This is a genomic window from Pseudomonas sp. FA-1, assembly GCF_056856075.1.
The window spans coordinates 26,233-47,020 of the sequence record NZ_JBWXTH010000011.1 but is presented as its reverse complement, the minus strand read 5'-3'; the positions used below and the strand labels follow the sequence as shown (position 1 = coordinate 47,020).

At 64.4% G+C, this 20,788-nt stretch carries 21 protein-coding genes and 1 tRNA gene; 10 read left to right on the top strand and 12 right to left on the bottom strand.

Annotation, left to right across the window (positions count from 1 at the left end; all coding sequences use genetic code 11):
* Positions 1-18: 18 nt before the first annotated feature.
* Both ribD and nrdR read right to left on the bottom strand, forming a co-directional pair.
* A complete protein-coding gene (gene ribD / locus AC1MHZ_RS19170) occupies positions 19-1,149 on the bottom strand; it encodes a bifunctional diaminohydroxyphosphoribosylaminopyrimidine deaminase/5-amino-6-(5-phosphoribosylamino)uracil reductase RibD (RefSeq protein WP_482966793.1) in 1,131 nt (376 codons plus the stop codon).
* 2 nt (positions 1,150-1,151) lie between these two features.
* Positions 1,152-1,616, bottom strand: coding sequence for a transcriptional regulator NrdR (nrdR, locus tag AC1MHZ_RS19165; protein WP_043210325.1), 465 nt, complete (start codon positions 1,614-1,616; stop codon positions 1,152-1,154).
* Positions 1,617-1,721: 105 nt separating this feature from the next.
* On the opposite strand from nrdR, the gene AC1MHZ_RS19160 reads away from it, so the two are divergent.
* From AC1MHZ_RS19160 to trxA, 3 genes are read left to right on the top strand one after another with little or no spacing between them, the layout of a single operon-like run.
* On the top strand, positions 1,722-2,174 hold the full coding sequence (locus AC1MHZ_RS19160) for a YbaY family lipoprotein (RefSeq protein ID WP_084857381.1): 453 nt from the start codon (positions 1,722-1,724) through the stop codon (positions 2,172-2,174).
* Entirely contained in the window at positions 2,175-2,834 is a 660-nt protein-coding gene (locus AC1MHZ_RS19155) for a class I SAM-dependent methyltransferase (RefSeq protein ID WP_084857379.1), read from the top strand.
* Between the two features lie 31 nt (positions 2,835-2,865).
* Positions 2,866-3,750, top strand: a complete 885-nt coding sequence (trxA, locus tag AC1MHZ_RS19150) for a thioredoxin (RefSeq protein WP_084857377.1) — start codon at positions 2,866-2,868, stop codon at positions 3,748-3,750.
* Between the two features lie 326 nt (positions 3,751-4,076).
* Here the strand turns inward: trxA and AC1MHZ_RS19145 are convergent, their stop codons facing one another.
* Positions 4,077-4,421, bottom strand: a complete 345-nt coding sequence (locus AC1MHZ_RS19145; protein ID WP_084857428.1) for a hypothetical protein — start codon at positions 4,419-4,421, stop codon at positions 4,077-4,079.
* A 187-nt stretch (positions 4,422-4,608) separates the two neighbouring features.
* Here AC1MHZ_RS19145 and AC1MHZ_RS19140 point away from each other — a divergent pair, with 187 nt between their 5' ends.
* The 5 genes from AC1MHZ_RS19140 (at position 4,609) to AC1MHZ_RS19120 (ending at position 8,565) form a co-directional block, all read left to right on the top strand.
* Positions 4,609-5,190 (top strand): DUF2796 domain-containing protein, encoded by a 582-nt coding sequence (locus AC1MHZ_RS19140; RefSeq protein WP_482966792.1) that lies wholly within the window; start codon positions 4,609-4,611, stop codon positions 5,188-5,190.
* Positions 5,191-5,901, top strand: a complete 711-nt coding sequence (locus tag AC1MHZ_RS19135) for an ABC transporter ATP-binding protein (protein WP_084857373.1) — start codon at positions 5,191-5,193, stop codon at positions 5,899-5,901.
* Entirely contained in the window at positions 5,901-7,166 is a 1,266-nt protein-coding gene (locus AC1MHZ_RS19130) for an ABC transporter permease (protein ID WP_482966791.1), read from the top strand. The genes AC1MHZ_RS19135 and AC1MHZ_RS19130 overlap by 1 nt, the downstream gene beginning before the upstream one ends.
* Before the next feature lie 84 nt (positions 7,167-7,250).
* Positions 7,251-7,772, top strand: coding sequence for a DUF3299 domain-containing protein (locus AC1MHZ_RS19125; protein WP_253249343.1), 522 nt, complete (start codon positions 7,251-7,253; stop codon positions 7,770-7,772).
* Between the two features lie 109 nt (positions 7,773-7,881).
* The gene (locus AC1MHZ_RS19120) at positions 7,882-8,565 is read left to right on the top strand and encodes an OmpW/AlkL family protein (protein ID WP_084857366.1); all 684 of its coding nucleotides are present in this window, start codon (positions 7,882-7,884) and stop codon (positions 8,563-8,565) included.
* Positions 8,566-8,637: 72 nt separating this feature from the next.
* Here AC1MHZ_RS19120 and AC1MHZ_RS19115 read toward each other — a convergent pair whose 3' ends face one another.
* The 3 genes from AC1MHZ_RS19115 to AC1MHZ_RS19105 all read right to left on the bottom strand — a co-directional run bounded on the left by AC1MHZ_RS19115 (position 8,638) and on the right by AC1MHZ_RS19105 (position 11,380).
* Positions 8,638-9,570: an NAD-dependent epimerase/dehydratase family protein gene (locus AC1MHZ_RS19115; RefSeq protein ID WP_084857364.1), complete on the bottom strand. Its 933-nt coding sequence runs from the start codon at positions 9,568-9,570 to the stop codon at positions 8,638-8,640.
* The gene (locus AC1MHZ_RS19110) at positions 9,563-10,447 is read right to left on the bottom strand and encodes a sugar nucleotide-binding protein (protein ID WP_084857362.1); all 885 of its coding nucleotides are present in this window, start codon (positions 10,445-10,447) and stop codon (positions 9,563-9,565) included. Before AC1MHZ_RS19110 ends, AC1MHZ_RS19115 begins: the two co-directional genes overlap by 8 nt.
* Positions 10,448-10,567: 120 nt before the next feature.
* Positions 10,568-11,380, bottom strand: coding sequence for a helix-turn-helix domain-containing protein (locus tag AC1MHZ_RS19105; protein WP_084857360.1), 813 nt, complete (start codon positions 11,378-11,380; stop codon positions 10,568-10,570).
* Positions 11,381-11,558: 178 nt separating this feature from the next.
* On the opposite strand from AC1MHZ_RS19105, the gene AC1MHZ_RS19100 reads away from it, so the two are divergent.
* Both AC1MHZ_RS19100 and AC1MHZ_RS19095 read left to right on the top strand, forming a co-directional pair.
* A complete protein-coding gene (locus tag AC1MHZ_RS19100) occupies positions 11,559-13,001 on the top strand; it encodes an alanine/glycine:cation symporter family protein (protein ID WP_084857358.1) in 1,443 nt (480 codons plus the stop codon).
* A gap of 69 nt (positions 13,002-13,070) precedes the next feature.
* Positions 13,071-14,060: an asparaginase gene (locus AC1MHZ_RS19095; RefSeq protein ID WP_084857356.1), complete on the top strand. Its 990-nt coding sequence runs from the start codon at positions 13,071-13,073 to the stop codon at positions 14,058-14,060.
* A 93-nt stretch (positions 14,061-14,153) separates the two neighbouring features.
* Here AC1MHZ_RS19095 and AC1MHZ_RS19090 read toward each other — a convergent pair whose 3' ends face one another.
* The 6 genes from AC1MHZ_RS19090 to fdhE form a co-directional block, all read right to left on the bottom strand.
* Positions 14,154-14,804 (bottom strand): hypothetical protein, encoded by a 651-nt coding sequence (locus AC1MHZ_RS19090; RefSeq protein WP_482966790.1) that lies wholly within the window; start codon positions 14,802-14,804, stop codon positions 14,154-14,156.
* Between the two features lie 59 nt (positions 14,805-14,863).
* Positions 14,864-15,883, bottom strand: a complete 1,020-nt coding sequence (locus AC1MHZ_RS19085) for a hypothetical protein (RefSeq protein ID WP_482966789.1) — start codon at positions 15,881-15,883, stop codon at positions 14,864-14,866.
* 372 nt (positions 15,884-16,255) lie between these two features.
* Positions 16,256-16,351: transfer RNA gene (locus AC1MHZ_RS19080), tRNA-Sec, on the bottom strand.
* Between the two features lie 6 nt (positions 16,352-16,357).
* Complete coding sequence (gene selB, locus AC1MHZ_RS19075; protein ID WP_324813737.1) at positions 16,358-18,280, bottom strand: selenocysteine-specific translation elongation factor; 1,923 nt, start codon at positions 18,278-18,280, stop codon at positions 16,358-16,360.
* A complete protein-coding gene (gene selA / locus AC1MHZ_RS19070) occupies positions 18,277-19,704 on the bottom strand; it encodes an L-seryl-tRNA(Sec) selenium transferase (protein WP_084857348.1) in 1,428 nt (475 codons plus the stop codon). The genes selB and selA overlap by 4 nt, the downstream gene beginning before the upstream one ends.
* A gap of 159 nt (positions 19,705-19,863) precedes the next feature.
* The gene (fdhE, locus tag AC1MHZ_RS19065; RefSeq protein WP_084857346.1) at positions 19,864-20,784 is read right to left on the bottom strand and encodes a formate dehydrogenase accessory protein FdhE; all 921 of its coding nucleotides are present in this window, start codon (positions 20,782-20,784) and stop codon (positions 19,864-19,866) included.
* Between the last annotated feature and the right edge of the window lie 4 nt (positions 20,785-20,788).

Here is a 20,788-nt window from a genome sequence, read left to right as displayed (position 1 = left end):
CGCGTGGCAAGCCGGGCATTATACGCCGGAGGCCGGCAAGGGGATGGCCGTGATCCGCCAGTCATCGCCGACTGCGCGCACCTCGGTGATCTTCAGGCGCGGCGCCTCGCTCATCTGCGCCAGCGGCCAGTCCAGCAGCGGGCGGGCGGTGCTGCCGAGGAATGTGCCGGCGACGAAGAGTTGGAACTCATCGACCAGGCCCAGGCGCGCGAAGGCGCCGACCAGGCCTGCGCCGGCTTCCAGCAGGACCTCGTTGACACCGCGGGCGGCCAGGGCCTGCATCAGGCCAGACAGGTCGACTCGGCCGGCTTCACCGGGCAGGCACAGCAGCTCATGGCCGGCCTGGGCGTAACGCGGGTCGTCTGCGCAGGCGGTCACCACCAGTGCGGGGCCGGCTTGGAAGAACGGCGCATCCAGCGGCAGGCGTAGACGCCCGTCGACCAGCACGCGCAGGGGCGGCCGGGCCAAGGCCAGGGCCGTGGTTTCGGCGTCCAGCCCCAGTTCGGCGCCGCGCACGGTCATGCGGGCGTTGTCGGCCAGCACGCTTTCGGCGCTGGTCAGCACTACACTGGAACGAGCACGCAGGCGCTGCACCGCAGCGCGGGCGGCAGGGCCGGTGATCCACTGGCTCTCGCCACTGGCCATGGCGGTGCGGCCATCCAGGCTCATGGCGAGCTTGGCACGCACGAACGGCAGGCCATGTTCCATGCGCTTGAGAAAGCCTGGGTTGAGGGCGCGGGCCTCGGCTTCGAGCACGCCGCTGCTGACGTCGATACCGGCCTCGGCCAGGCGTCGCAGGCCCTGGCCGGCTACCTGCGGGTTAGGATCCTGCATGGCCGCCACCACCCGGGCCACGCCTGCCTTGACCAACGCCTCGGCACAGGGCGGCGTGCGGCCATGGTGGCTGCACGGCTCGAGCGTCACGTAGGCGCAGGCGCCGCGTGCGCGCTCGCCGGCCTGGCGCAGGGCGTGGACTTCGGCATGGGGCTCGCCGGCACGCACATGCCAGCCTTCGCCCACCACCTCGCCGTCGCGCACGATCACGCAGCCTACGCGCGGGTTGGGGTGGGTGCTGTACAGGCCCTTGCGGGCCAGCTCCAGGGCGCGCGCCATGTAGTGGGCGTCGAGGATGGCAGCGTGGCTCGGCATGGTCATTCCTTGGCAGGTTCCCGAGCCAGGCGGTCGATTTCCTCGCGGAACTCGTCGAGGTCCTGGAAACGCCGGTAGACCGATGCAAAGCGGATATAGGCGACTTCGTCGAGCTTGCGCAGCTCGGCCATCACCAGCTCGCCGACCACCAGCGACTTGACCTCGCGCTCGCCGGTGGCGCGCAGCTTGTGCTTGATGTGCGCCAGCGCCGCTTCCAGGCGCTCGACGCTGACCGGACGCTTTTCCAGCGCTCGCTGCATGCCGGCACGGAGTTTTTCCTCGTCGAACGGCTGGCGCGTGCCGTCCTGCTTGATCAGCCGTGGCAGGACCAGCTCGGCGGTCTCGAAGGTGGTGAAGCGCTCGCCGCAGGCGACGCATTCACGGCGGCGACGCACCTGTTCACCCTCGGCGACCAGGCGCGAGTCGATGACCTTGGTGTCGTTGGCACCGCAAAAGGGACAGTGCATGGTGGCAGGCAACAAAAAAAGGGAGGGCCATGGTAGCGCATCCCACTGGCAAGACAAGCCAAAGGGTTTACCATCCATGCAATTCTGCCTGTGAAGGACTACCCCATGCACTACCGAGCGCTCGTCGTGCTGTGCCTCGCCAGCCTGCTCGCCGCCTGCGGCAGCGACCGACCGAAGCCCGAGCAAACCGCTGCAGTACCGTCTGCCAAGGCCGTCAAGAAGCCAAAGGAGCTTGGCCCGCTGCCCGCCTACCAGCGCGAGGTGAGCGGCACCTTGCTGGAAGTACCGGCCGGTGCCGAAGTGGAACTGGCCCTGCTGGTCATCGATGAGCGCGGCCGCCCACAACGCCTGCTGGCCAGCAGCAACCTCACCGGTACCGGCCAGGCCCTGCCCTATCGCCTGCGCTTCAACCCCGAGGCTTTTCCGGCCGGCGCCCGCGTCGAGCTGCGCGGCCGCGCCAGCCGCTCCGGCCAGCTGATCCTGCACCTGCCGCCGCTGCGTATCGCCCAGGCCACCAACCAGGCCACCGGCCCGCTGCGCTTCGAGAAGGCGCCATAGATGCCCCCTCTGCTCCTGCAACAGGCCCTCAGCGGCCTGATCGGCGAAGCGCGCCTGGTCGTCAGTGACCTACCCGCATGCGAACTCAGGCTCTGGCTGATCGATGCGCAGAACATGGACCGCGCATTCAGCCCCGAGGAGACCCGCCGCATCCTCGACGAGCCGCCCTACTGGAGTTTCTGCTGGGCCAGCGGCCTGGCGATGGCCCGCTACTTGGCCGAACACCCCGAATGGGTTCGGGGCAAGCGCGTGCTGGACTTCGGCGCAGGCTCCGGCATCGCCGGGATAGCCGCGGCGCGCGCAGGCGCACTGGAAGTGGTGGCCTGCGACCTGGACCCGCTGGCCCTGGATGCCTGCCGGGCCAACGCCGCGCTCAACGACGTGACGCTTGGCTACAGCAATGACTTCTTCGCCGAAGAGGACCGTTTCGACCTGGTCCTGGTTGCCGATGTGCTCTATGACCGCGCCAACCTGCCGTTGCTCGACGCGTTCCTGGGCCGCGGCCGCCAGGCCTTGGTGGCCGACTCGCGGGTGCGCGACTTCAATCACCCGCGCTACCGCCAGCTGGGCGTGCTCGAGGCCTTGACCCTGCCGGACCTGGCCGAGCCGCACGAATTCCGCCGGGTCAGCCTGTACCACGCCAGCCGCGAGCCTTTATAGTGGTGCCATTCACGGGTTTGCGAGAGTCGCGATGAGCCAAGCTCCTAGTAAAGATCTGCCGTACATCTTCGATGCCACCGATGCCAACTTCCAGCAACTGGTCATCGAAAACTCCTTCCACAAGCCGGTGCTGGTCGACTTCTGGGCCGAATGGTGCGCGCCGTGCAAGGCGCTGATGCCGCTGCTGGCAAAGATCGCCGAGGGCTACCAGGGCGAATTGCTGCTGGCCAAGATCAACTGCGACGTTGAACAGCAGATCGTCGCCCAGTTCGGCATCCGCAGCCTGCCCACGGTGGTGCTGTTCAAGGACGGCCAACCGGTCGACGGTTTCGCCGGTGCCCAGCCCGAGTCGGCTATCCGCGCCATGCTCGAGCCCCACGTGCAAATGCCCGCGCCACCTGCCGCCGCACCGCTGGAGCAGGCCAAGGCACTGTTCGCCGAGAGCCGCTTCGCAGAAGCCGAGGCCATGCTCCAGGCGCTGCTCGGCGAAGACAACAGCAATGCCGAGGCGCTGATCTACTACGCACGCTGCCTGGCAGAACGGGGTGAGCTGGGTGAAGCCGAAGTGGTGCTCGAGGCGGTCAAGACCGACGAGCACAAGGCTGCCCTGGCAGGCGCCAAGGCCCAGCTGACCTTCCTGCGCCAGGCCGCCAGCCTGCCGGAAGCCGCCGAGCTCAAGAGCCGCCTGGCGCAGAACCCGCAGGACGACGAAGCCACCTACCAGTTGTGCATCCAGCAACTGGCGCGCCAGCAGTACGAGGCGGCGCTGGAAGGTCTGCTCAAGCTGTTCCAGCGTAACCGCGGCTACGAGAACGGCTTGCCGCAGAAGGCACTGCTGCAAGTGTTCGAATTGCTGGGCAACGAACACCCGCTGGTGAGTGTGTATCGGCGCAAGTTGTCGGCGGCGATGTTCTGAACCCTGCCGGCCCAATCGCTGGCAAGCCAGCTCCTATAGAACAACGCATGACCATTTGATTTGCGGCACCCTGTGGGAGCGGGCTTGTCCCGCGATTAGGCCGGGCCCGATATCACCGTCGCCTGGCAAGGGCTTCGCCCTTGATCGCGGGACAAGTCGGACCGCCGCACCGCCGCTCCCACAGGGGCAGCATTGGCCGCTTGTTCTCTGCGCGACAGCGCAGCCCGAAGGGCTGGGTAATCTCCCACAGGTACGGCGTGGTCTCTAAAACAGCGCAGGACAGGTGGGAGCCGGCTTGCCGGCGATTGGGCCGGCCCAGGTAGATGTCACCCGACCCAGTGATACACCGGCGCATCCGCCCCGCTTTCCACCTTCACCTCACTGCTGTGCCGCAAGCGCACCAGCAGCCGCTTGCCCGCCGCCGTGCTTCCGGCCAAACCTTCCAGCCGCCCCAGCAGTTCCGGCCCACTGACCTGCCCGGCCTGGCGCAACAGTTCGCGCGCCGCCAGCCATTGCCCGTCGTCCTCGCGCGGCGTGGCGCCAGCTGTCGCCGCGACTGCCTCAGCTACCGCGGGCACGTCCAATTGACGCCCCAACTGCACCCACTCGGCAGGTTCCAACTCGATGGTCAGGTCCACCGGCCAGTCACCGATCTGTCCGCGAATTCTCACGTTGTCACCCTCAAGTCCGAAATCACTGGCCGCTATGCTCTCATAATCTCCTGTAGGAACGGGCTTGCCCCGCAAGCGAGCCCCTCGGCCAACACGCCTGCATGAAACCTGCACCCGGCAGCTGGCGAGCGCAAGAAAAGTTGTTATAACATTACGAACTTCGTATCCATCCGCCCAGGAGTGTTCCATGCGCCGCCTGTTCCTCGCCCTGCCCTTCGCCCTGCTGCCTTTGGCCATGGCCCAGGCCCAGCCCCATGACGATCACGACCATGACCACGCCCATGGCACCCTCGCCGCCCACGAACACGGCGCGGCTAAGCTCGATGTCGTGCTCGACGGCAACGCCCTGGAACTGGCGCTGGACAGCCCTGCGATGAACCTGGTCGGTTTCGAACACGCCCCCGGCAGCGATGCCGACAAGGCCAAGGTCGCCGCCACACGCCAGCAGCTGGAGCAACCCCTGCAATTGTTCGGCCTGGCCCAGGCTGCCGGTTGCAAGGAAGACGCCCAGGAGCTCGACAGCCCGCTGTTCGGCGAGGCCGGGCACGACGATGCGCATAGCGATGAACACGACCACGAGCACGGTCACGCCGACATCAACGCCCACTACCAGCTGACCTGCGTCACACCGGCCAAACTCACCCAGGTCGACCTGACGCCGCTGTTCAAAGCCTTCCCGGCTACTCAGAAAATCACCGTGCAGGTCATCGGCCCGAATGGCCAGAAAGGCCTGCAAGCCACGCCTGGCAAGCCATTGGTCTCCTTCTGAATGAGCCTGCCGTTGATCGACTTGCAGGGGCTGGTATTCGCCTGGCCCGGCCAGCCACCATTGCTGGATATCCCCGCGTTTCGCCTGGAGGCTGGCGAAGCATTGTTCCTCAAGGGCCCCAGCGGCAGTGGCAAGACCACTCTGCTGGGCCTGCTGGGCGGGGTGAACAAGCCCGGGCAAGGTAGCATCCGCCTGCTCGGCCAAGACCTCGCCGCTCTAGGGCAAGGCGCCCGGGACCGCTTCCGGGTCGATCACACCGGCTATATCTTCCAACAATTCAACCTGCTGCCGTTTCTCTCGGTGCGGGAGAACGTCGAGCTACCCTGCCGCTTTTCACGTAGCCGCGCCGAACGCGCCCAGCAGCGTCATGGCAGCGTCGATCAGGCGGCCGCCCGACTGCTCGCCCACCTGGGCCTGGATGACCCAGCCCTGCTCGCCCGCCGCGCCGACAGCCTGTCGATCGGCCAGCAGCAACGTGTTGCGGCGGCCCGGGCCTTGATCGGCCAACCAGAGCTGGTGATCGCTGACGAGCCGACCTCCGCGCTCGACGCCGATACCCGCGAAGCGTTCATCGGCCTGCTGTTCGACGAATGCCGGGCAGCCGGCGCCAGCCTGTTGTTCGTCAGCCACGACCAGAGCCTGGCCCCGCTGTTCGACCGTCACCTGTCCCTGGCCGAGCTCAATCGCGCGGCCAAGCCCCGGGAGGCCTGATGTACCTGTTCCGCCTTGCCCTGGCCAGCCTGGCCAACCGTCGCTTCACTGCGTTCCTGACCGCCTTCGCCATCGCCCTGTCCGTGTGCCTGTTGCTGGCCGTGGAACGCGTGCGCACCGAGGCCCGTGCCAGCTTCGCCAGCACCATCAGCGGCACCGACCTGATCGTCGGCGCCCGCTCAGGCTCGGTGAACCTGCTCTTGTATTCGGTGTTCCGCATCGGCAATGCCACCAACAACATCCGCTGGGACAGCTTCGAGCACTATGCCAAGGACCCTCGGGTGAAATGGGCCATCCCGGTTTCGCTGGGCGACTCCCATCGTGGCTACCGGGTGATGGGCACCACCGGCGAATATTTCAGCCACTACCAGTTCGGCCGCCGGCAGCACCTGGCCCTCAACCAAGGCCGTGCATTCGCCGACGACCCGTTCGAGGTGGTGCTCGGCGCCGAGGTGGCCGACGCGCTGCACTACAAGCTGGGCGACAAGTTGGTGCTGGCCCACGGCGTCGCCGCCATCAGCCTGGTCAAGCACGACGACAAACCGTTCACTGTGGTTGGGATCCTCGCCCGCACCGGTACGCCGGTGGACCGCACCCTGCATATCAGCCTGGCAGGCATGGAAGCGATCCATGTCGACTGGCACAACGGTGTGCCGGCCCGTGGCGCCGGGCGTATCAGTGCTGAACAGGCGCGGGCGATGGACCTGCAGCCGGCCGCCATCACCGCCTTCATGCTCGGGTTGAACAGCAAGATCGCCACCTTCAGCCTGCAACGGGAAATCAATGAGTTCCGCAGCGAACCGTTGCTGGCGATCCTGCCCGGCGTCGCCCTGCAGGAGCTCTGGAGCCTGATGGGGACCGCCGAACAAGCGTTGTTCGTGGTGTCGCTGTTCGTGGTCCTGACCGGGCTGATCGGCATGCTCACGGCGATCCTCACCAGCCTCAACGAACGTCGCAGGGAGATGGCTATCCTGCGCTCGGTGGGCGCGCGACCCTGGCATATCGCCGGGTTATTGGTACTGGAGGCGCTGGCGCTGGCCGTGGCCGGTATCGCCGCCGGGCTAGGCTTGCTGTACGCGGGTATCGCCCTGGTCCAGGATTTCGTCCAGGCCAACTATGGCCTCTACCTGCCACTGGCCTGGCCCAGCGCCCATGAGTGGACGCTGCTGGCCATCATTCTCGGCGCCGCGCTGCTCATGGGCAGCGTGCCGGCCTGGCGTGCCTATCGGCAGTCGCTGGCCGATGGTTTGTCCATTCACCTTTGAGCAACCTGCATGTTCCTATTCATGTCCCCCGTTACCGCCATCGTCGGCAAGCCGGCTCCCACAGGTACAGCGAGGCCAAACAGAATGGGGGCTCTACCGGCCCTGCTGCTCCTGTTGCTGCTTTCGCCGGCCTTGCCTCTGCTGGCCGCCGAACCCCGCTCCCTGGACTGGCCCGCCCTGATTCCCGAAGGTGCACCGGTGGTGCCGGTGCAACAGGCACCGCTGCACGACCTCTCGCAACTGGGCAGCGCACTGGCCGAAGCCGCCCCCGCCGCGCGCCAGCAGGCGCCCGACGCACCGGTAGTCAAAGCGCTGGATGGCCAACAGGTCAAGCTGCCCGGCTACATCGTGCCGCTGGAGGTCAGCGAGGAAGGCCGCACCACCGAGTTCCTGCTGGTGCCCTACTACGGCGCCTGCATCCACGTACCACCACCGCCGTCGAACCAGATCGTGCACATCGTCAGCGAGATGGGCGTGCGCATCGAAGACCTCTACCAGCCCTACTGGATCGAAGGCCGCATGCAGGTCAAAGCCACCCGCAGCGAACTGGCCGAGGCCGGTTACCAGATGGAAGCGGAGAAAATCTACGCTTATGAGCTGCAGTGAGAACTGTTTCCGCTTTGTGAAACGGCTTCGTTGAGCTGAATCAAAAGTTACGTTCGGCTGGCTCCGTACCATTGGACTACTCGATTACCTACGTCCTTTGGGAGCTTCCATGAACAAGTCCTTGCTCGGCGCCTCGCTTATTGCCTTGGCGCTCGCAGCCCCTGTTGCCCACGCCCACCAGGCCGGTGACATCATCATGCGCGCCGGCGCCATCACCGTTGCGCCGAACGAAGACAGCAGCGACCTGAAGTTCGACGGCACCAGGGTGTCGGGCACCAAGGCGACCCTGGACAGCGACACCCAGCTGGGCCTGACCTTCGCCTACATGCTCACCGACCACATCGGCGTCGAGCTGCTGGCCGCCACGCCGTTCAACCATACCGTGGCCGTCAAGGGCCTGGGCGGCGGCCTGGACGGTAAGCTGGCCGACATCAAGCAACTGCCGCCGACCCTGTCGCTGCAGTACTACCCCATGGCACCTTCGTCGAAGTTCCAGCCCTACGCGGGTGTCGGCATCAACTACACCACCTTCTTCGACGAAGACCTCAGCGGCGCACGCAAGCAGCAGGGCTTCAGCAACCTGAAGCTGCAAGACTCGGTCGGCCTGGCCGCGCAACTGGGCATGGACTACATGCTGACCGACAACCTGCTGGTCAACGCCTCGGTCTGGTACATCGACATCGACACCAAGGCCACCGTCGACGGTCCGACCGCGCTGGGCTACAGCAAGACCAAGGTCGATGTGGACGTGGACCCGTGGGTCTACATGGTGGGCCTGGGCTACAAGTTCTGAGTTATGGCCAACAACTGAGCTGAAAGAAGCGGCGGTCCGGCATCCCGGCCCGCCGTTTCTTTTTCATGGGACTCAGGCCTTGCCCAACAACCTCGCCAGGCCTTCGACCATCGAGGTGGGTTGCGGGAACCGGAAACGCGCCAGCAGGCGCGTGTTGTCTGCCCGGGAATGGCGGATATCGCCCGAACGTGCCGGGCCATGGCTGATCGGTGGCAGCCCACCAATGACGTTCTCCAGGGCCGTCAGCAGTTGGTTCAACGACGTGGCCTGGTTCAAGCCGATATTCACCGCTCCCTCTTCCACCTGCCGCAGTTCCAGCGCCTGGACCATCACCTGGACCAGATCGCCCACATAGAGGAAATCGCGGGTCTGCTCGCCATCACCAAACACCGTGATCGGCTGGCCTTGGGTGGCACGCTCGCAGAAGATGCTGATCACACCCGAATAGGGCGAGGACGGGTCCTGTCGTGGCCCAAAGATATTGAAGAAGCGGAACACCACCGGCTCCAGCCCATGCTGGCGACGGTAGAAGTCCAGATATTGCTCACTGGCCAACTTATCCACGGCGTAGGGGGTCAGCGGCGCCTTGGGGGTGTCCTCGGCGATCGCCTGGCCTTCGCCATTGTTGCCGTACACCGCCGCGCTGGAGGCGAACAGTACGCGGCGCACGCCATTGAGGCGCATGGCCTCGCACACATTGAGGGTGCCGATAAAGTTGCTTTGATGGGTACGCACCGGGTCTTCGACCGAGGCTTGCACCGACGCGACCGCAGCCAGATGCACCACGGCCCGGCAACCCTCGACGGCACGGTTGACCAAGGCGGCATCGGCGACGTCGCCTTCGATCAACTCCAGGGCGGGATGATCGAGCTGCAGGTTGGTGCGCTTGCCGGTAGACAGGTCGTCCAGTACCCGCACGGCATAGCCTTTGGCCAACAACGCATCGCACAGGTGGGAGCCAATGAAGCCGGCGCCGCCGGTGATCAGGATGGGAGCATCAGCCATTTCGGTAGAATCGGTCCAGTAGGGGCGGCAAGCCGGCGCGCCAGGCACGGGGCTTGATACCGAAGGTATGAAGAATTTTCTTGCAGGCCAACACGGCGTTCTGCGGCTCCTCGGCGGCATCCGGACGCGCGGCATGGGCCTGGGGCGTGGGTGCCTGCACGGCCAGCTTCTGCCATTGCGCCGCCTCGGTGAGGATTGCCTGGCCCAAGGCCAGCGGCGTGGTCGCTTCGTTGCCGGCGTAGTGGTAGGTGCCCCACAGCGGCGCGTCACAATCGAGCTGCTTGAGCACCGAGAGGATCACCCGGGCGGCGTCGTCCACTGGCGTGGGGTTGCCACGCCGATCGTCCGCCAGCAGCAGCTCCTGGGGTTGTTCAGCGCGGGTGAGGAAGCGCCCGAGCGCGCCGTCGATGCTTTCGTCCAGCACCCAGCCGAAGCGCAGCAGTACATGCTGTGGGCATGCTGCCCGCACACTTTGCTCGATACGCCACAGAGCCTGGCCACGCAGCCCCAGCGGCACCGGCTCGTCCTTCTCGCTGTAGGCCGTGGCCCGCGAACCGTCGAACACGCGATAGCTGGAGGGCTGCACGAGGATGATCTGGTGGTGCTGGCACAACTCGGCCAAGCGCTCCACGGCCCGTTCCTGCAACGCCAGGCGCTGCTCGCTGACCGACTCAGCCTGGAACCAGTCGAAGTAATAAGCCAGGTTGACCACCACGTCGGGGCGATGGTCATCGAGCAACTGCGTGAGGCTGGCCGGCGTCCAGCCGTTCTCCGGCGGGCGTGGCGCCAGGAACCCGATGTCCTCTTCGGCTCCGAGACGAATCAGCGCTTGCCCGAGGGCATTGCCACCACCCAACAGCATCAGGCGCATACGCATAGAGTCAGCAGATCCGAACAGGTTGAGGGAAAGAAGCGGACATTTTGCGGGTTCCTCTCGGGGAAGTCCAACCACAGCCTTACTGAATAGCTGTTATCGCTCGATCGTCGCAATAGCGGGTCACTCGATTTCGAACAGTCCGTTCTTGAGCGGCCCGACACTCAGTCGCTCTCGTACGTCGTCATCGATACGCGGGTCGTCCGGGCGATACAGCTTGACCTGGCGATAGGCGTTGATGCGGTTGACCTCCTCGCCCAGGTACTCCCAGACCACGCGGGTGCAGGCGGGGTTGCGGCGGTCGCCGCTGGAAACGCCGTTCTTCAGGCCGTTGAGGCGGGTAATGCGGCTCTTGAAGCTGGGGATGAGGATGGTCTGGCTCATCTCGTTGAAGGTCAGCGACTCGTAGTCGATGAGAAACATGCGGTCCTGCAGCTGGAACGCCGCGCCCAGGTAGCGGCACCGCACTTCGGCATGCTGGTCGGTGGCACTGGAGCGTTCCTGGCGCTCCAGGCGCTCGAACAGGAAGCTGCCACGCTCTTCCCACAGGTGCACCAGCGACACGAGGATCGAACCTGGCACCGACATGCAGTTGGAGTATTCGAAGTAGTAGCCGCAATAACGCGACAGGTTGCCCGCCTGGGTATGCAGTGGCTTGAACAGCTCACTGATCGGGTCGTTGTGCTGTTCGGCCTGGGCCGACAGGTTGCGCACGCCGATCAAGCGGGCGAACTGTTCCGGGGGCAGGCCCAGCTCATAGTCCTCCACGCCGAAGAAGTCGCCAATGCGCTTGAGGTTGTAGGCCGTCGGACGGCTCTGGCCGCTCAAGTACTTGTTGAATTGCGCGCGGTTGATCGACAGCTGTCGGCAAACCTCTGAAATAGAGCGGTAATGGCTGCAGGCCAATTTCAGGTTGATAGCGAAATGATCGCCCATGAGAAGGTCCAGGTGATGCGAGTGATGCAATTCTAGCATCAAGTCGCATCAAGTGAGAGCAACCCGCGAAATTGTAACCACAGTTGTCATGGCCAACCATGCGCGCCAATGAAAGCGGTGCGTCCCTGCCGCCCGCTGCTCTTTCCACGCGAACAATAAGAATCGAGGTCATTTTCCAATGCTCGAAGCACTCAACGATTTCCTGTCGGGGAAACTTCTCATCGTGCTGATCGTCGGACTCGGCGGTTACTTCACCATCCGCTCTCGGTTCGTCCAGTTCCGTCATTTCGGCCACATGTTCGGTGTGTTCAAGGAATCCCTTCGCGGCCAGGCCGGCCAACTGAGCTCGTTCCAGGCCCTGATGCTGAGCCTGGCCGGCCGTGTCGGTGCCGGTAACATTGCCGGGGTCGGCATCGCCGTGACCCTCGGTGGCCCAGGTGCCGTGTTCTGGATGTGGGTCACCGCACTGGTGGGCATGGCCAGCAGCTTCTTCGAATGCACCCTGGCCCAGGTCTACAAGCGCGCCGACGGCGACGGCCTGTACCGCGGCGGCCCGGCCTACTACATCCTGCACGGCCTGAAGCTGAAAAGCATGGCCATCCTGTTCTCCATCCTGCTGCTGGTCACCTACGGCTTCGCCTTCATCGGCGTGCAGTCGTACACCATGACCCACTCGCTGCAGAATGCCTTCGGCTTCGAACCGGGCACCACCGGTATCGTCCTCGCCGTACTGCTGGCCATCACTTTCATCGGCGGCATCAAGCGCATCGCGGCGGTGTCCGACCTGCTGGTCCCGGTAAAGACCCTGGCCTACATCGGTGTGACCCTGTACGTGATCGGCACCCAGATCGAACACGTGCCAGCCATGCTGGAAACCATCTTCAAGAGCGCCTTCGGCCTCGACCCGGCATTCGGCGGCCTGCTCGGCAGCGCCATCGTCATGGGCGTGAAGCGTGGCGTGTTCGCCAACGAAGCAGGCTTGGGCAGCGCGCCGAACGTCGCCGCCGTGGCCGCCGTGAAGCACCCGGGCGCCCAGGGCGTGGTGCAGGCCTTCAGCGTATTCCTCGACACCTTCGTGATCTGCACCTGTACCGCGCTGCTGATCCTGCTGTCGGGCTTCTACACGCCTGGCTTCGAAGGTGACGGCATCGTCCTGACCCAGAACTCGCTGGCCGCCGTGGTCGGTGACTGGGGCCGCCTGTTCGTCAGCGTCGCGCTGTCGCTGTTCGTCTTCACCTGCATCCTCTACAACTACTACCTGGGCGAGAACAGCCTGCAGTTCCTCAGCCGCAACCGCGTCGTGCTAATGGTCTTCCGTGGCCTGGTGCTGGCATTGGTGATCTGGGGTTCGGTACAGAACCTGTCCACCGTGTTCGCGTTCGCCGACATCACCATGACCTGCCTGGCGTTCGTCAACCTGATCGCCCTGGCCCTGCTGTTCAAGACCGGCCTGCGGGTGATGCGCGACTACGACGACCAACGCCGTGCAGGCATCGAGCAACCGGTGTTCGATTCCAGCAAGTTCGCCGACCTGGACCTGGACCGCAACGCCTGGCCAGCCAATCCACAGGCTGACACAGCCGCTGACAAAGCCGCCGCCCAGGCTCAGCCGCAGCGCTGATATCCTCTCCTGCCCAGCCGCCCCGTCCGGGGCGGCTCTCTTCTCCGCTCATCGCTACGGAAGCTTTCCATGCGTGCAGTCAAGAATCTTCTCGTCCTCTACACCGGTGGCACCATCGGCATGCTGCAAACCCCTGAAGGCCTGGCCCCGGCCAGCGGCTTCGAGGCGCGAATGCGCGAATACCTGGCCTCGCAGGCCGACGCGCCAGGCCTGGCCTGGTCGCTGCGTGAGCTCGACCCGCTGATCGACAGCGCCAACATGCAGCAGGCCAACTGGCTGGCCATGCGCGACACCATCGTTGAGGCGGTGGAGCGCGATGGCCATGACGGGGTACTGGTACTGCACGGCACCGACACCCTGGCCTACAGCGCGGCTGCGTTGTCGTTCCTGCTGCTGGGCCTGCCAGTACCGGTAGTGCTGACCGGCTCCATGCTGCCGGCCGGCGCACCCGACAGCGATGCCTGGGGCAACCTGCTCGGTGCCCTGCGGCTGCTGGAGCGAGGCCTGGAAAGTGGCGTACAGCTGTATTTCCACGGCCAGCTGCTGCACGGCTGCCGTGCCTCGAAGCTACGTAGCGAGGCATTCGATGCCTTCGCGGCCCTGCCCCGTCATCGCGAGGGCGAACGGGCTGCGGCAATTCCCCCGGCACTCGATTACCGGCAGCGCCGCGAACCGGTGAAGCTTGCGGTTTTGCCGGTAGTGCCTGGGCTGCAGGCCGGCTTCGTCCAAGCGTTGCTCGCCACCGGCATCCAGGGCCTGGTGCTCGAATGCTATGGCAGCGGCACCGGCCCGTCCGACGACCAGGCCCTGCTCGATGCCTTGCACGATGCCCGCCAGGGCGGTGTGATGATCGTCGCGATCAGCCAGTGCCCGGAGGGCTCGGTGGTGTTCGATACCTATGCCGCAGGGAGCCGGTTGCGTGACACAGGGCTGGTCAGCGGCGGCGGAATGACCCGCGAGGCGGCGCTGGGCAAGCTGTTCGCCCTGCTGGGCGCCGGGCTCGATGTCCAGGCGGCAGAACACTGGTTTGCCCTGGACCTGTGCGGCGAGCGCGCGTAAGAGCGGCCTTGTGCCGCTAAAGGGGCGCATAACAGTCCAGGGATTTCAGTTCCCCACGCTGGACCGCCGGGGACGCTGCGCCGCAGCGTCTCGTCAGCGAAGACGTATTCCAATAGCGTTGTTCAAGGCGATAAACAGGCGTGCGGCCCAAGAGCGGGCGCGTATCGCTTGGATTTCTTCGAGGTTGGAGAAAGTGTAGCGCACGCCCTTGCGGCGTTCTTCTGCGCGCAGGTGGGTGAGGCCGGCTATGGTTCGCCAACAGCACACAATTATAATTGCGGGCATCGACATGGCGACGACGAGTGTTACGGTGGGGTACGCATCCATGAGCGGAGAGATAGCGCCGCTACTGAAGGTCAACATCGCGATTAACACCGGAGAAACATACGTACTCTTGCGAGGTGCGACATGAACTCTATCCCCTCGTATTTCGTAAGGTAAAGGAGTTATTTTCCAACGACTCACTAAAGCATAAATAAGCATGGTAGGGCCTAAGAAGGCAATAAGAACCAGAGCGTTTAACATCTGCCCCCCTACTTCCGCATCGAGATAAAGGGCACACACCCAAAAAACAAGACAAAACAAAAACAGCGACTGAAATAAAAAATATACTCCATAACGACTATAGCTGCAGTTAGTGTACACGCAAACACTACGCTCCCAGAGTAAAAATGAGTAAATCACCGTTACAGGCACTGTCGCCCAAGGGTGTTCAACGCAGGGTATGTAAAGCATTAGAGCCATAGCCAATAGACCATAGCGCGTCCCATTAAAAATGAAATACGGCCCGGGCGACACCATTATTATCTTTTTCCTGTGAGCGCATCACCAATACGCCTGTCAAATCCGCTCTTGATAAATTGGTGTTGCACAAATGTGCTGGTCGCGGCAGAAAGAGCAATAACCACGACCAATGGCAAGCCAGCACCACCTATGAAAACGGTCGCAGCCACGCCTACGGAAAACCCAACCAAATTGCTAATTTGGCTATACGCAGACCGCTCCCAGAATTCACCTAATGAGTGGGAAGCCCTGGCATCGATAAGTGCTTGTGGGCCGAATGACAATAGGCCTCCCACCGCATTGCTTGAAATCACCTTTGCGAATCCCTTCGAACCATAGGTCTGAGGATCAAGCCCTACGCGACTGTTCAGCAATCGTTGAGCATGGTGAACCGGCATATGGATATTGTTCCCCACCCGCAACGACCTGATGTTGTAATAGGCCGCCCCCTTCATCACCGGCACCTGGAACTTGAGTGCACCGCCCATGTGCACCAATTTAATCCGGCGCTGAAACGACTTGCGGGCCGAGCGGCTGCCTGCACGCCCGCGCTCCGCGGCCCAGGCCTTGAGGTCTTTCTTCAGAGGTTCGGGCAGGTCCAGCAGGTCGATCAAGCGCTTGGTGTTCGACGCCGCATACACCAGGTGGATGACAGTGCCGAGCGTGCTGGAGAGGCTGGCGGGAGAGAACCAGAGCGGCCCTATGGTCGGGATCGACTCGGCGCGTTCACGCAAGGCTTCCAGCTCTTGGACAGTATTCCGGCCGGCGTTTTCCAGCCTGGCGAACAGGCTGAGCAGGAGTGTAAGCGATTCCTGGGCCTCGTCTGCCGACATCTCAGCGTCGGGCATCGCTAGCTCATTGGCCAGGAACATCGCTGCACTGTAGTCGTCGGTGTTATACCAGCCTTCGATGTCGATCAATGACGGGAAGGCTCGAGCGGCGACCAGTTCAGGCCAGGGCAATTCGCCTTTGCCGAGTAGGCCGCGGGGGTTTTCGCCCCAGGGATTGGTGCGTGTGCAAAGCGGGGGTATGTAGTACATGGTCTGCATTCCTTACTGTGCATGAATTATTCATGCCTGCATCCTGCAGTAAGTGGGTAAGTGGCGTGCAGAAGAGTAAAAAAGAGCAAGGAGCTTCAGTCAATAAACGCGAAGGCGTTTTGGCTGGATAATTTTTTATTAGGCATTTCGAAAAGTAGGAAGTTTATTTCGCTAGCTGTAGGAATAGTCTCTTTGCAGGCATTACTGGCCGAACTTTCTTGACATATTTATGGGTATGATAATTGGACATAGTGCTAGGTGGATGAGCGGACGGGATAGGCCTGACGGTATGGCATGGCTGTTTTGGGGCTGCTGCGCACCCTTTTCGCGGCGCAAGGCCGCTCCTACAGAGAATGCACGTGTTGGGGTTAATGGCGGAAGGCAGCGGGAGTCGAACCTGCCCGGGAACGGCTGCCGTCCCCAACCGGGTTTGAAGCCCGGCCGCGCCACCGGGCGCGATTGCCTTCCTTGTAGTCAGTGCCTGGCCGGTTGCTGGGCCAAGGCGCTGTCGGCGCGGATGTAACGCTGGTCGGCGACCCTCCGGGTCAGGCCGAGACGGTCGAAGTATTCGAGAATCTGTACGCTTCGCTTGCGACCGATGCCCAACATATCGCGAAACGCCGCGACCTGCACTATCGGTGTACTGGCCGAATGCTGCAATAGCATGTCGGCCATGTGCCGGATCGTCACCTCGGGGTAGAACAGATCGCGCACCACCTGGTGCACCAACCCCAGCCGGGCCAGCTTGCGCAGCAGCAGGCGTACTTCGCTCTCGTCGCGTTTTTCCGCCGAAGCCAGGGTACGGACCCACGGCGGGTCATACAACCCTTCCAGCAATACCGGCTGCAGCCGCGCCCATAAGGCAGCGTCGGCTTCGCTCAACTGCACCTTGTGATCCGGCAGGTGCAGCCAGGGGCCGCTGCTGACGATATCGCCCGACGCCAGCAGCTCCTCCAGCAAAGTGACAAATGCCGGGCGCTCTACGGGCAAGGCAACGAAACGGCGCAGCCGGTCGCGGTCCGGGCCGAGCTGGTCCGGTTCCTGTTCATGGAAGTACGCAAGCTGTGCGATTACCTGCTGCTTGAGTGCCTGCCAATGATGCCGGGCAAACAACAGCGGGCCCTGTTTCGTGGTGATGGTTTGCACACCCTCGGGCAACTGCCAGCTTTCACGCAACCGATTGAACTGACGTTCCAGGCGCTGCGGGTCCAACCCTCCCGGTGCTACGTCCAGCATGGCAGGCAAGGCCTGCTCCAACTCCGAGGTATCGCGCAACACCTGCAACTGGCGCAGGCGCGCTTCGCTACGCCGCTGGCGGCTTGGGGCGAAGGGGTCGAGTACCCGACCACCACCCAGCGTGCGCTGGGCACGCTGGTCACGCAGCACCAGGCGGTCACCGTGCACCGCCTGCAAGGGCGCGTTGAGCAGCAGTTGGGCGAACATCCGCTGACCAGCCTTCAGTGTCTCACCTTCGAGCAGCGCTACCCGCGCCGTGACATCCTGCGTGCCCAAATGCACATGCACGGCGCTGAAATGCTCGAAGGTGCGTGTTTCGCCCGGCAGCAGCGTGAGCTCAATGTCCACCCGCGTGCTTGGCGCATGCAGCCAGTCGGGCACCAACCAGTCGCCGCGATGGATCTGCTCCAGGGCCAGGCGCTCGGCATTGATGTTCAAGGCCACTCGCTGGCCGGCGTCGGCCACCAGCGCGGCCTGGTTCTGCGCATGCAGGCCGCGGACCCGTACCGCTTTGCCCGCCTTGCCCAGCAACAGGTTGTCCCCGGCACTGACCCGCCCGGCCAGCGCCGTACCGGTGACCACGATACCCGCACCGGGCACGGCGAACGCCCGGTCCACCGCCAGCCGGAAGCCGCCCCGGGCGCTGCGCTGGCCCACGCGCGCCTCGGCCGCCAGCAAGGCCTGGCGCAACGCCTCAATGCCTTCACCTGTGACGCTGGACAACGGAAACTGGGCCGCATCGGCATAAGGGCCGGGCGCCAGCAGGTCGCTCACTTCGGCCTGCACCTGGGCCACGCGCACCGGGTCGGCGCGGTCGCACTTGCTGATCGCGACCAAGGCCTGGGGAATGCCCAGCAGCTCGATGATCGCCAGGTGCTCGCGGGTCTGCGGCATCACGCCGTCGTCGGCGGCCACCACCAGCAGTACCAAGTCGATGCCATGGGCACCGGCCAGCATGTTATGGATGAAGCGCTCGTGGCCCGGCACATCGATAAAACCGGTCAGCGGTCCCCCTTCGGCCAGGGCGGCGTAGCGATAGCCGAGGTCGATGGTCATGCCCCGTGCGCGCTCCTCCTGGCGATGGTCACCCGCCTGGCCGGTCAGGGCCTGGAGCAGCGCGGTCTTGCCATGGTCGATATGGCCGGCAGTGCCGACGATCATTGGACCGGCCCCAACTGCAGCTCAGGGAGCTGCGCCAGCCACTGGGCTTCGTCATCCAACTGGCGCAGGTCGAGCCACAGGGCATCGTCGTCGATGCGCCCCAGCACCGGCACCGGCAAGGCGCGCAAGGCACGTTCCAGTACGTGCAGGCTACGCCCGCGCAGCTTCTTCGACACCTGTGGACGCAGGCACAACGCCGCACTGGGAAGACGTGCCACCGGCTGGCTGCCGCTGCCGATCATGCCCAACGCGGGCTCCACGCTGACGACCCATTGCGGCCCCAGGCAGTTGGCCAATACAGGCGCCAGGCGCTCGGCCTGGGCAGCGATCTCTCCTTGCGGGCGCGTCAGCAAGCGCAGGCTGGGCAGGCGCTCGGCCAGGCGATCAGGGTTGCGGTATAGCGCCAGCACCGCCTCCAGGGCAGCCAGGGTGATCTTGTCAACGCGCAGGGCACGCTTGAGCGGGTTCTTCTTGATCTTGGCGATCAGCTCCTTGCGCCCCACGATAATGCCGGCCTGGGGACCGCCGAGCAGTTTGTCGCCACTGAAGGTGACGATGTCGGCGCCATCGGCCAGGGCCTGGCGTACCGTAGGTTCGGCCGGCAGCCCCCAGCGCGTGAGGTCGAGCAGGCTGCCACTGCCCAGGTCTTCGAGCAGGGGCAGCCCGTGGGCGTGGGCGATGATGGCCAGCTCGGCCGTGGGCACCTGGTTGGTGAAGCCCTGGATGCTGTAGTTGCTGCAGTGCACGCGCATCAGCAGACCTGTGCGCGGGTTGATCGCCCCTTGGTAGTCACGGGCATGGGTGCGATTGGTGGTGCCCACCTCGTGCAGGCGCACACCGGCGCGAGCCATGATGTCCGGGATACGGAAGGCACCGCCGATCTCGATCAGCTCGCCCCGGGAGATGATGCCCTCCTTGCGCGCGCCCAGGCTGTTGAGCGCCAGCAACACGGCAGCGGCATTGTTGTTGACCACGGTGACCGCTTCGGCGCCGGTGAGCTCGCGGATCAAACCTTCGATCAAGTCGTCGCGGTCGCCACGCTTGCCGGTTGCCAGGTCGAACTCCAGGTTGAGCGGGTAGCGGGCGGCGGTCTGCATGGCCTCGACGGCTTCTTCCGGCAGCAGGGCGCGGCCGAGGTTGGTGTGCAGCACGGTGCCGGTGAGATTGAAGACTCGGCGGACCTGGCTGCGCTGCTGTATGGCCAGGCGCTCGCCGGCGCGGCCCAGCAGGACTTCAGCAGCCAGTTCGGCGGCGCTGAGCTGGCCGGTGCGGGCGGGGGCACGCAGGTCGTCGAGCAGTTGCCGTAGGGTGGCCAGTACCGCGTCGCGGCCGTGGCGGTCGATCAGCGGGAGGCAGGCTGGGTGGCGCAGAAGAGTGTCGATGGAGGGCAGGCGTGGGGTGTCGCTGGCTACGCTGGAGGACATGCGGTACTACCTTGGACTGATCCGTTGTCTGTACTGACCTCTTCGCGGGTAAACCCGCTCCCACAGGGTCCGAGCAGTTTTTGAGGCTTGCCCGGTACCTGTGGGAGCGGGTTTACCCGCGAAGAAGGCGACTCGGTCTTACAGTGTAGACACTCTCCATTACCCAGGTGCGAGCATCAGGTTCGGTGCCAACCGATGGAAGCCCTCTTCATCCAGGCGCATGTCCAATGCCAGGCTGGCCAGGTCGTCGGCCAAGGGCTCGGCGGCGCTGTCGTTCTCCAGATAGCACTGCTTGAGGTAGCTGTTGCAGCCGGGGCAGCACTCGGCGCGCAGCGGCGCCTTGCCCGGCGCATGGCGGTCATCCTCGAGGTTGGTGTAGCGCAGGTCCTTGCTCGAGTCGCAGTACACGCACTTGACCCGCACCACATGCCACTCGCAGGCACACAGTGAACAGGCCAGGTAACGCAGGCCATTGTGTTTGCCACGGTTACGCACTACCCCGGCCATGGCCGGCGAGCCACAGGCTGGGCACTGCGAAAGGCTGCCACCAGGTTTGAGTTCAGGCTCCGGCAGGCTCAGCAACCAATGGCTCCACGCCGCCTGCAATGCAGCACCAATGAAGGGCACCACGGCAGCTGGCACAGCATCATACTGGCCGCCGAGCAAGGCGATGGCCCAGCCCTTGCGCTGCGCTTGATCACTGTTGCCCAAGGTACGCACGGCATCGGCCAGCGCGTTGCTCGGCTCATCCTGGAAGTGCTCGAGCAATGCGTCCAACCAAGGCAGCCAGGGTCCCTCGCGCACCAGGCTGTCGGCGGCCAGCGGCGGCAGGCCATGGCTCAGGCACAGGCGCCGACGCTCCTCGGCCACGGGCAGGGGGGTTGGCGGCTGCGCCAGCAAGCCCTGCTGGACACGACACAGCCGGGCGGCCAGCCGAAGGTAATCGCTCAAGGCGTGCCCCTCGGCCAGGTGTTCGAGCCGTTCGGCCCGCAACTGGAACAGCTCGGAGGATGGAAGATGCAGAAACGGCGGCGCAGTCGCCGCCGCCTCGATCTGCCCAGGTTCGAGAATCGTGCTCAAGCGG

Excerpts from the sequence above, each read along its gene's own strand:
- ribD (WP_482966793.1), bottom strand. The coding sequence starts at position 1,149 with ATGCCGAGCCACGCTGCCATCCTCGACGCCCACTACATGGCGCGCGCC.
- nrdR (WP_043210325.1), bottom strand. The coding sequence starts at position 1,616 with ATGCACTGTCCCTTTTGCGGTGCCAACGACACCAAGGTCATCGACTCG.
- AC1MHZ_RS19160 (WP_084857381.1), top strand. The coding sequence starts at position 1,722 with ATGCACTACCGAGCGCTCGTCGTGCTGTGCCTCGCCAGCCTGCTCGCC.
- AC1MHZ_RS19155 (WP_084857379.1), top strand. The coding sequence starts at position 2,175 with ATGCCCCCTCTGCTCCTGCAACAGGCCCTCAGCGGCCTGATCGGCGAA.
- trxA (WP_084857377.1), top strand. The coding sequence starts at position 2,866 with ATGAGCCAAGCTCCTAGTAAAGATCTGCCGTACATCTTCGATGCCACC.
- AC1MHZ_RS19140 (WP_482966792.1), top strand. The coding sequence starts at position 4,609 with ATGCGCCGCCTGTTCCTCGCCCTGCCCTTCGCCCTGCTGCCTTTGGCC.
- AC1MHZ_RS19135 (WP_084857373.1), top strand. The coding sequence starts at position 5,191 with ATGAGCCTGCCGTTGATCGACTTGCAGGGGCTGGTATTCGCCTGGCCC.
- AC1MHZ_RS19130 (WP_482966791.1), top strand. The coding sequence starts at position 5,901 with ATGTACCTGTTCCGCCTTGCCCTGGCCAGCCTGGCCAACCGTCGCTTC.
- AC1MHZ_RS19125 (WP_253249343.1), top strand. The coding sequence starts at position 7,251 with ATGGGGGCTCTACCGGCCCTGCTGCTCCTGTTGCTGCTTTCGCCGGCC.
- AC1MHZ_RS19120 (WP_084857366.1), top strand. The coding sequence starts at position 7,882 with ATGAACAAGTCCTTGCTCGGCGCCTCGCTTATTGCCTTGGCGCTCGCA.
- AC1MHZ_RS19115 (WP_084857364.1), bottom strand. The coding sequence starts at position 9,570 with ATGGCTGATGCTCCCATCCTGATCACCGGCGGCGCCGGCTTCATTGGC.
- AC1MHZ_RS19110 (WP_084857362.1), bottom strand. The coding sequence starts at position 10,447 with ATGCGTATGCGCCTGATGCTGTTGGGTGGTGGCAATGCCCTCGGGCAA.
- AC1MHZ_RS19105 (WP_084857360.1), bottom strand. The coding sequence starts at position 11,380 with ATGGGCGATCATTTCGCTATCAACCTGAAATTGGCCTGCAGCCATTAC.
- AC1MHZ_RS19100 (WP_084857358.1), top strand. The coding sequence starts at position 11,559 with ATGCTCGAAGCACTCAACGATTTCCTGTCGGGGAAACTTCTCATCGTG.
- AC1MHZ_RS19095 (WP_084857356.1), top strand. The coding sequence starts at position 13,071 with ATGCGTGCAGTCAAGAATCTTCTCGTCCTCTACACCGGTGGCACCATC.
- AC1MHZ_RS19090 (WP_482966790.1), bottom strand. The coding sequence starts at position 14,804 with ATGGCTCTAATGCTTTACATACCCTGCGTTGAACACCCTTGGGCGACA.
- AC1MHZ_RS19085 (WP_482966789.1), bottom strand. The coding sequence starts at position 15,883 with ATGTACTACATACCCCCGCTTTGCACACGCACCAATCCCTGGGGCGAA.
- selB (WP_324813737.1), bottom strand. The coding sequence starts at position 18,280 with ATGATCGTCGGCACTGCCGGCCATATCGACCATGGCAAGACCGCGCTG.
- selA (WP_084857348.1), bottom strand. The coding sequence starts at position 19,704 with ATGTCCTCCAGCGTAGCCAGCGACACCCCACGCCTGCCCTCCATCGAC.